Annotated in this window: 12 protein-coding genes; all 12 read left to right on the forward strand. The window is 65.4% G+C overall.

All coding sequences use genetic code 11. The annotated features are described in order from the left end of the window. Window positions 1-325: hypothetical protein (locus tag V9K99_RS42555; protein WP_337012793.1), on the forward strand; the 325-nt coding region annotated here is incomplete at its 5' end. Between the two features lie 126 nt (window positions 326-451). After that, window positions 452-1,288 carry a hypothetical protein gene (locus V9K99_RS42560; RefSeq protein WP_337012791.1) on the forward strand — a complete coding sequence of 279 codons (837 nt, stop codon included), beginning with the start codon at window positions 452-454 and terminating at the stop codon, window positions 1,286-1,288. Continuing rightward, entirely contained in the window at window positions 1,281-2,180 is a 900-nt protein-coding gene (locus tag V9K99_RS42565; protein ID WP_337012789.1) for an FtsK/SpoIIIE domain-containing protein, read from the forward strand. The genes V9K99_RS42560 and V9K99_RS42565 overlap by 8 nt, the downstream gene beginning before the upstream one ends. Further along, window positions 2,177-2,389 (forward strand): hypothetical protein, encoded by a 213-nt coding sequence (locus tag V9K99_RS42570; protein WP_337012787.1) that lies wholly within the window; start codon window positions 2,177-2,179, stop codon window positions 2,387-2,389. The genes V9K99_RS42565 and V9K99_RS42570 overlap by 4 nt, the downstream gene beginning before the upstream one ends. After that, entirely contained in the window at window positions 2,386-2,703 is a 318-nt protein-coding gene (locus V9K99_RS42575) for a hypothetical protein (RefSeq protein ID WP_337012785.1), read from the forward strand. Before V9K99_RS42570 ends, V9K99_RS42575 begins: the two co-directional genes overlap by 4 nt. Further along, window positions 2,700-2,972 (forward strand): hypothetical protein, encoded by a 273-nt coding sequence (locus tag V9K99_RS42580; protein WP_337012784.1) that lies wholly within the window; start codon window positions 2,700-2,702, stop codon window positions 2,970-2,972. The genes V9K99_RS42575 and V9K99_RS42580 overlap by 4 nt, the downstream gene beginning before the upstream one ends. 2 nt (window positions 2,973-2,974) lie before the next feature. Continuing rightward, on the forward strand, window positions 2,975-3,244 hold the full coding sequence (locus V9K99_RS42585) for a hypothetical protein (RefSeq protein WP_337012782.1): 270 nt from the start codon (window positions 2,975-2,977) through the stop codon (window positions 3,242-3,244). 26 nt (window positions 3,245-3,270) lie between these two features. After that, the gene (locus tag V9K99_RS42590) at window positions 3,271-4,275 is read left to right on the forward strand and encodes a hypothetical protein (RefSeq protein ID WP_337012781.1); all 1,005 of its coding nucleotides are present in this window, start codon (window positions 3,271-3,273) and stop codon (window positions 4,273-4,275) included. A 96-nt stretch (window positions 4,276-4,371) separates the two neighbouring features. Then, window positions 4,372-4,650 (forward strand): hypothetical protein, encoded by a 279-nt coding sequence (locus tag V9K99_RS42595; RefSeq protein WP_337012779.1) that lies wholly within the window; start codon window positions 4,372-4,374, stop codon window positions 4,648-4,650. Window positions 4,651-4,705: 55 nt separating this feature from the next. Then, on the forward strand, window positions 4,706-6,448 hold the full coding sequence (locus V9K99_RS42600) for a replication initiator (protein ID WP_337012777.1): 1,743 nt from the start codon (window positions 4,706-4,708) through the stop codon (window positions 6,446-6,448). A 32-nt stretch (window positions 6,449-6,480) separates the two neighbouring features. Further along, complete coding sequence (locus tag V9K99_RS42605; RefSeq protein WP_337336428.1) at window positions 6,481-6,672, forward strand: helix-turn-helix transcriptional regulator; 192 nt, start codon at window positions 6,481-6,483, stop codon at window positions 6,670-6,672. A 2-nt stretch (window positions 6,673-6,674) separates the two neighbouring features. Continuing rightward, entirely contained in the window at window positions 6,675-7,880 is a 1,206-nt protein-coding gene (locus V9K99_RS42610) for a site-specific integrase (RefSeq protein WP_337012773.1), read from the forward strand. The last annotated feature ends 82 nt before the right edge of the window (window positions 7,881-7,962 follow it).

A 7,962-nucleotide genomic window follows, 5' to 3' on the forward strand; every position in this document is an offset into this window, starting at 1 on the left:
AACCGTCACAGCGAATCAGGCACGGGCCGAGTACGTGGCCAAGTGCAACGAAATCGTCGAGATCGAACTGGTGCTGGACCTGTTGGACCAGAACATCGCCAACAGCCTGTACGTGGCTGAACCTGTCGTTGCGATCAGCAACGATGCTGTTGCCGTCTACGCGTCGGATGCGTTCTGGCAACTGCTGGATCTGTACCGCGAGGCGTCGAAGCGTCGCCTCGACCTGTACGCCGCGCGCGACTACGCGTTCGCGGTGTGGAAGTCGGCTTCGGCCGAACGCTCCGCGGCTGACACGTACGTGTCAAAGCCGATGAACCACAGCTAGAAACCAAGAACGGCCCTCGAAAGGGCCGCTCCCTGGAAACGAGACACGGAGCCGGGTCACTGGCCTGAGAAACCGTCCTGGCTTCGTGTCTTTCCTGACTCAACCCCCACATCGGGAGGTCTTGTCATGCCCAAATCTACCCGCAACCGTAACCGCGGTCGAGTACGCCGTGGACGTGGCACCGCGACCGGTGCCGTCGAGACCATCATCCGGCCGTCGCAGTCGCTGCCGGTTGTCATCGTGCTGTGCCTGTGGCGCTGGCGTTGGGAGATCACCTGTCTGACCGCGCTGGCGGTCGTCTACTACCAGCTGGTCACCCCTGGTGGCTGGGAGTTCGAGCCGGTCCCGGCTCTGCTCGTCATGATCGCGCCGGCACCTGTTGTGGTGGCTGTCCGCCCTCTTCGGCGGTTCATCCGTAACCGGATCTGGTGTGTGATCACCCGGCACCGTGTCCGGGCCTGCCTGACCGAGATGAGAACCCTGAACTGGTCGGGCAACCTGCCCTTCATCATCGGCTGTTTCTCCACCAAGACCGGTGAGGTCGTCTGGCTGTGGATGCGTCCCGGGTTGTCTGCCGAAGACCTGGAGAACAAGGCCGAAACGCTCGCCTCGGCGTGCTGGGCACGCCAAGCCATCATCGGCCGCACCGAACGCAACGCCGCGCTGATCCGCATCGACATCGACCGGCGCGACCCCCTGGCGAAGACGAATCTCGTCTCGCCGCTCCTCGAAGACACCAGCAACGTCCCCGAAGCGGTCGTTGCCGATGACGCGCTCCTGGCCCACATCGGACCACAGGACACCGCGTCCGAAGAGTCCACCGACAGGCCGGCCGACGCCGTCGCGGTCACCGGTGAGACCCGGACCTCGAAACCCCGACGCATCAAGACCACCGCCGCGATCGACGACGGCGACACCGTGATCTTGGGCGCAAACGGAGAAGACGTGAGCGACTATGTCTAACCCCTTCAAGCAGGTGTTTCCCCGGCGCAAGCCGGGGAGCACCCCCACCAACAACCCTCCCCGCCACCCGCGTGGGGCACTGTCCATCTACGACCCCGCCTACCTCGGCGTCGACACCCGCGGCCGCACCGTCACCGTGCCGCTGATGTACCGCAACTTTCTGCTCGGTGGCGAACCGGGCTCCGGGAAGTCTGTTGCGCTCGGCAACATCGTCTCGCACGCCGCGCTGTGCGCCGACGTCGACCTGGTGCTGATCGACGGCAAGCTCGTCGAACTGCTGCCGTACGCGCCGATCGGGAAACAGTTCGTCGGCAACAACATCGGCAAGGCCCTGAAGGTACTGCGCGAATTGCAGACCGAGATGGACCGCCGCTACCTGCACCTGGCCCAAACAGGGGCCAAGAAGATCACCAAAAAGGACAACTTCCGCGCAACGCTGCTCGCCATCGACGAGCTGGCCTACTTCTCGGTCACCGTCGGCACACCCGAACAGCAGAAGGAATTCGTCACCCTCGTCCGCGACCTCGTAGCTCGTGGACGGGCTGCAGGCATCATCGTCGTTGCCGCGACGCAGCGGCCCTCGGCGGACATCGTTCCGACCTCGCTGCGAGACCTGTTCTCGTACCGGCTCGCGTTCCGCTGCACCACCGATTCGAGCTCCGACATCATCCTCGGCACTGGATGGGCCAAGGAAGGGCTCTCCGCTAAGAACATCTCGCCCGAAGCCCTGGGCGTCGGCCTGCTCCTCGCCGAAGGCGGCGTACCGCGCCGCATCAAGACGGCCTACCTCACCGACCGTCACGTGACCCGGCTCGTCGCTCGTGCTGCACACATCCGCAAGGTCACCGACAACCCAACGGACGACTCCACCCCAGGAGGTGAAGCCGCATGATCACCGTCAAACCCATCCCCGCCGATTGCTTGACTGCCGCGACAGACGGCAACGGCAAGACTGGCTGGCTTCATGACTGCGGAGCCTTCGTCTATTCCTCCGCTCAACCGTGCCGTTGCGGCCAATGCTGGTCCGCACTCCGCACCAGCCAAGCCTTCAACGGCCAATGGCAGAAGGCCTACGTCATCCGCGAGGAGGTGACGTCATGAGCTATTACGACGCCTCCGGTGGCGAACGCGAAGACCGCATCATCGTCGGCTACGACTTCACGGACGACTCCGTGGCCGGCATCAACCTGGCCTGCAACGGTCAGACGCCTCGGGTCGTGATCGACCTCGGCGGTACGCCGATCGAGATCGAACTCGTCACCAGCTCCGTCACCGCGATCAGCGGACTGATTGATGCGTTGTACGAGGCCCGCGCGCTCCTCGAGGACCACCAGGTCCAGCACGCCACCCACACCGACACCTGGACCCGAGACCAGGTCTACGTCCCCGACGAGTGGACCGGAGAACAGCCATGAACATGTACGAGACCAACGACGGGCGCTTCCCGAGCGACACCCACGTCTGGACCCCGTTCCCTGTCCCCGACAGCGACATCTTCTGGGACCAGGACTGGCCCTGGCTACGAGGAACGGTCCTCGGCCAATGCGGACCCGACGAATGGCACATCGCCATCGACGCACCCGAAGTCGCCGAGCGCGGCGACGGCTACGAATGGCGCCCCGCCTGCTTCCGCAACTCCTGCGAACTGCGGCCGGTCGCCCAACCCACCCCGCAGGGGGACTGACCATGCCCGTCACCAAGACGAACAAGGCCACCGAACGCCGGGCAGCCCGGTTCCGGCGACTCGACTACGCCATGCAGGCCGTCTTCAACGACGTCCTCGACCACTGCGACTCGATCCGGGAGGACGCCGAGCAACGCCTCGGCACCACCGACGAAGACACCATCGTTGACGACCCAGCGTACGCCGATGCGCTCGACCTGTTCGGGTTCGTGTTCGACCTCAAGGGCCGTGTCCAGGTCGACCTCCGTTCCAAGTGGATCGGAGACGACTGATGCCGACAACGAGCAGTCCAACCACCGTGACAGCGGCCAGATCGGCGAGGCCGGCCACCACGACCAAGCTCACCGGGCTTACGCCGCACAACACCGCGGCTCTCACGGGCATCGAGGGGTGGATGGTCACCAAGACCACCGCCACCTACCACGGCAGCCCCACAGCGGCGCTTACAGCCGTACAGACGCGGATGGATGAAGTCCGTGCGACCGAAGGTGGCAGGGCCACCGGATACGCCTCGCTGATCGCGGTGCGGAACAAGCTTCGCGAGTGCTCCACCGGAGCCAGTCACCCCGCCGTCACCGTCACGGTCAAGCGGGCCAAGAAGACCACCACCACTAGGCCGACGCCACGGACCGGGTCGTCAAACCTGTCACCGAAGGCGCGACTGACACGTAAGCGTCAAGACGAATACACCACCGCACAGCTGGTCGCTGCCCTCGAAACCGCGTGGGCCGCGATCCGCGCCAACCACCAGGAAGTGCCGGCCGTCGTGATCATCGTCGGCTCCGGTACCGCCACCAAGCAGGCCAAGTTCGGGCACTTCGCACCGATCCGCTGGCAGCACGGCGAACAGCGCCTGGCCGAAGTCCTCATCTCGGGCGAAGGACTCAAACGAAGCGTCGTGGAGGTCTTCACGACCCTCCTGCACGAAGCTACTCACGCTCTCGCTCATGTTCGCGAGATCAAAGACACCAGCCGTCAAGGCCGGTGGCGCAACCAGAAGTTCGCCGATCTCGCCTCCGAGCTCGGCCTCGATACCCGCAAGGACGCCCGGATCGGGTGGTCACTGTGCACCCTGCGGGCCGCAACTGCGGACACCTACACCACCGTTCTCGCCGACCTCAAGAACGCGCTGATCGCTTACCGGCACCCGGAGGTCAACGGCGGCGGTGAAACCCGCAAGAACAACAACGCCATCGCGTGCGCGTGCCAATGCCCGCGCCGCATCCGCGTCGCCAAACAGGTTCTCGAGCTAGGGCAGATCACCTGCGGCGTTTGTCACGCCACCTTCGTACCGGACGAGTAACACCGGTTCGTTGCTGGCTCCCGTCTCCGGAATCCACGGGGTCCCGGAGACGAGGGCGAACACCGAACACCCCCAAACCACCGAAGGGACAAGACCGTGACCACCGTCGACATCAACGCCTACGCCAACATCACTGCCTACCGCGAGGTCGCAGACCGCGAGTTCCTGTGCGACTGGGTCGCTAACGACCACCCCGGCAGTCATGACTGGTGCCCCACCGTCCTCGAACCCGGCGACGACTACGCCCTCGTCGTCCAGATCAACCCCGCCGCCGACCCCGAGCCGTACCGCGTCGTCGGCCGGTACTGCATCGGCTGCGGCTACCACCTGTTCGGCAGCCCCGAACTCGAACCCGCTCCACCCGTCGTCGCCTGACACGTAAGCGTCAACACCACACCCACCACCGCCGATCCGGGAGGGAGGACCGCCCATGACCATCACCAGCAACCCCACAAGGCCACCGAGCGGCCTCCAAGACCCGCTCCTGCCGATCAAGAGCCACCGACCCACGGTCAAACCTGGTAAGCGCCACAACCCCGCCTCAGGCGTCGAAGAAGCCATCGCTCGTGCCGCCTCCACCGCCGACTACGGCGCCTGGCTCGAACACACCGCATCCGCCGGCGGCTGCGTCCGGCCCGTGCAGTTGCGCGGCGAGGCACACGTTGTCTCCGAACGCACCGGGCGGATCATCTCCACCCGGCATACCGACGACATGCCAGACGGCGTGATCTACAAGGCCTGCGGCAACCGCCGCGCCGCCGTCTGCCCGTCCTGTGCCGAGATCTACCGCGGCGACACCTACCAACTCGTCTTGGCAGGACTACGGGGCGGCAAAGCGACCCCGGCCAGCGTCGCCCAGCACCCCTGCGCGTTCGTCACCTTCACCGCACCCTCCTTCGGCCCGGTCCACTCCGCCCGCAAGCACCGGGGCAAGGACGGTCAACTCCGCAACCAGGTCTGCCGACCCCGCCGCAAGCCCGAGCTGTGCCCGCACGGCGTGGACCTGCGCTGCCACCAAACCCACCAGGACGGCGAGAACATTCTCGGCACGCCGCTGTGCCTGGACTGCTACGACCACGACCACCAAGTGGTTTGGAACGCCCTGTCCGGCGAACTGTGGCGACGCACCATGGACCGGGCCAAGGACATCCTCCGCGCCTGGGGCCGCGACCATGGCATCGCCGTCAAGCTCTCTTACGGCAAGGTCGCCGAAATGCAGGCGCGCGGCGTCGCCCACTTCCACGCTCTCGTCCGCCTCGACGGTGGCACCTACGTCACCGGCCACGAGGTCCACCGCCACCGGATCTCGGACAAGACCGGACGACACCTCGCCTGCATGCCCAAACGACGCCCGGAGACCTGCCCGCACGGCGTCGTCATCGCATGCCGCATCAAGCACGTCCCCGACGACCCCAGCCTCGAGCAGCCTCTCTGCCCTGACTGCGCGCAACAACGCCAGGCCGGGATCCACATCCTCGCCAAGCCGCACCTGTCCGCCGACCACGCACTCGTCCACCACGCCGTACGCATAGCCGTCGAGAGGACCCGGCTCCGGTCGCTTCCGCACCCCGACAATCCCGATGGCTGGCTGATTGAGTGGGGTACCCAACTCGACGTACGCCCGGTCCGGCAAGCCGTCGACGGCGAGATCACCGAAACCGCCGTTGCCGGATACCTCGCCAAGTACGCCACCAAAGGCGCCGAAGCCACCGGACACTCCTCCGCACGGCTCACCAACGCCACAGTCGCCCGCTACGCGACCCGTCACACGCACGCCGGCCGATTGGTCGATGCCTGCTGGAGACTCGGACGCCCCGGCTCGGACCTGGACGAAGACGAAGCCGCCAAGAACTCCGGACGCCTCTCCTACCGGCGGCTCCAGCGGTGGGCGCACATGCTCGGCTTCGGCGGTCATTTCTCGACCAAGAGCCGCCAGTACTCCACGACCCTAAAGGCCCTCCGGGAGGCGCGAGCCGAGTGGAGGCGCGAACGTCACCGCACCGCCGACCACACCGACGACGTTGAGACCACGCTCATCGTCGGCAGCTTCACCTACGCAGCCACCGGCTGGCGAACGATCGGCGATGCACTGCTAGCCAACACCGCCGCCGCAAAGGCGCGCGAGCATCGGCGGCTTGTCAAGGAGCTGCTTGCCGAGTCCAACAACGACTGACACGTAACTGTCAAAGGAGGAATGAAGTGTCTGTGCCGAAGCATCGCGATGATCGGCTCTGGAGCATTGAGGACTTGTCCGAGTTCCTTGGGGTTCCGGTGGCTACCTTGTACCGCTGGCGAACGACTGGCTACGGCCCTCAGGGTGTTCGGATCGGGAGGTACGTCCGCTATCAGCAGGAGGCGGTTCACGACTGGCTCAAGTCCCTCGAAGGGGTGGCCTAGCCATGTCGCGCCAGCCGCTGTCGATCGGCACTTGGGGGCTCATTCGGACGCACGAGGTCAAAGACGCCAATGGGCGCAAGGCCTACCGGGCGATCACCAACTTCCGCGACTTCAACGGCAAGCTCGTGCGCGTCGAACGGCGGGGCAAGTCCAGAGGCGCGGCGACCTCGAAGCTGCAGGACGCGCTCCGCGAACGGGTCAAGATGGGAAAGGCCGGCGCTTGGACACCGCGTCATCGATTCGGCGAAGTTGCCGACGCGTGGGTCCAGGAGATCGAAGAGTTGGTGGAGGGCGGTTCTCGCTCCCCGCGGACGGTTCAGAGCTACAAGTCGACCTTGGAGAAGCACGTCCGTCCTGCTCTTGGCGAGTTGCGACTGGCCGAGGTTACGACCGCTCGCGTCGACACGTTCATCCACAAAGTCAAGGCCCAAGTCGGCGTTCCAACTGCCAAGCTCTGCAGGAGCGTGACGTCGGGCGTGATGGGGCTGGCCGTCCGGAGCGGACCGCTTGACGCCAATCCCGTACGTGAGATTCGCCGAATCGAAACAGCTCGCAGGAAGAAGCTCGCCCGATCGCTGACGGTGGAACAGGTCGAGTTGTGGCTGACGGCGGTGGCGGAGAACGATCGCGCCGTTCGGAAGGACATCCCTGATCTGAGCCTGTTTATGCTCGGCACTGGCGTTCGGATCGGGGAAGCTCTTGCTCTGGTCTGGGCCGATGTCGATCTGTCGGCAGGCGTTGTGGACATCGATTGGACGATCGGCCGGGTAACGGGCCAGGGTCTCGTTCGGGGGACTACCAAGTCTGAGGCCGGTGAGCGGACCCTCGGTCTTCCTGAGCGCGTCCTCGATATGCTCCGTCGCCGATTTTCGGCGGGCGTCAAGCTCGATTGGCCGGTGTTCCCCGACAGCATCGGCGGCTTCCGGGACCCGAACAACACTCTGCGAGATCTCCGAAAGGTACGGGCTGAAATCGAGACGTTGGAGTGGGTCAAGTCGCACAACTTCCGTAAGACGCTCGCGACGCTCCTAGACGATGCCGGCCAGTCCGCACGCCAGATCGCCGACCAGCTCGGGCACAGCCGGGTCTCGATGACTCAGGACGGGTACCTCGGCCGGAAGATCCGGAACGCGCAGGCCGTCGAAGCCCTGAACGCGGTCCTCGGGAGCGGTGCTGACGACCAAAAGGGTGGCAAAAGTGTGGGCTGAGAGGGTGGCCGGCGCGGTCATGTGTGCTCTGACCTGGGCGTTTGGTAGGCCCCGTGGGACTCGAACCCACAACCCGCGGATT

It is taken from the genome of Kribbella sp. CCNWLW201, assembly GCF_037203805.1.
Taxonomy (GTDB): Bacteria; Actinomycetota; Actinomycetes; order Propionibacteriales; family Kribbellaceae; genus Kribbella.

Bases quoted from the DNA above. Each gene is read 5' to 3' on its own strand.
- V9K99_RS42560 (WP_337012791.1), top strand. From the start codon at position 452: ATGCCCAAATCTACCCGCAACCGTAACCGCGGTCGAGTACGCCGTGGA.
- V9K99_RS42565 (WP_337012789.1), top strand. From the start codon at position 1,281: ATGTCTAACCCCTTCAAGCAGGTGTTTCCCCGGCGCAAGCCGGGGAGC.
- V9K99_RS42570 (WP_337012787.1), top strand. From the start codon at position 2,177: ATGATCACCGTCAAACCCATCCCCGCCGATTGCTTGACTGCCGCGACA.
- V9K99_RS42575 (WP_337012785.1), top strand. From the start codon at position 2,386: ATGAGCTATTACGACGCCTCCGGTGGCGAACGCGAAGACCGCATCATC.
- V9K99_RS42580 (WP_337012784.1), top strand. From the start codon at position 2,700: ATGAACATGTACGAGACCAACGACGGGCGCTTCCCGAGCGACACCCAC.
- V9K99_RS42585 (WP_337012782.1), top strand. From the start codon at position 2,975: ATGCCCGTCACCAAGACGAACAAGGCCACCGAACGCCGGGCAGCCCGG.
- V9K99_RS42600 (WP_337012777.1), top strand. From the start codon at position 4,706: ATGACCATCACCAGCAACCCCACAAGGCCACCGAGCGGCCTCCAAGAC.
- V9K99_RS42610 (WP_337012773.1), top strand. From the start codon at position 6,675: ATGTCGCGCCAGCCGCTGTCGATCGGCACTTGGGGGCTCATTCGGACG.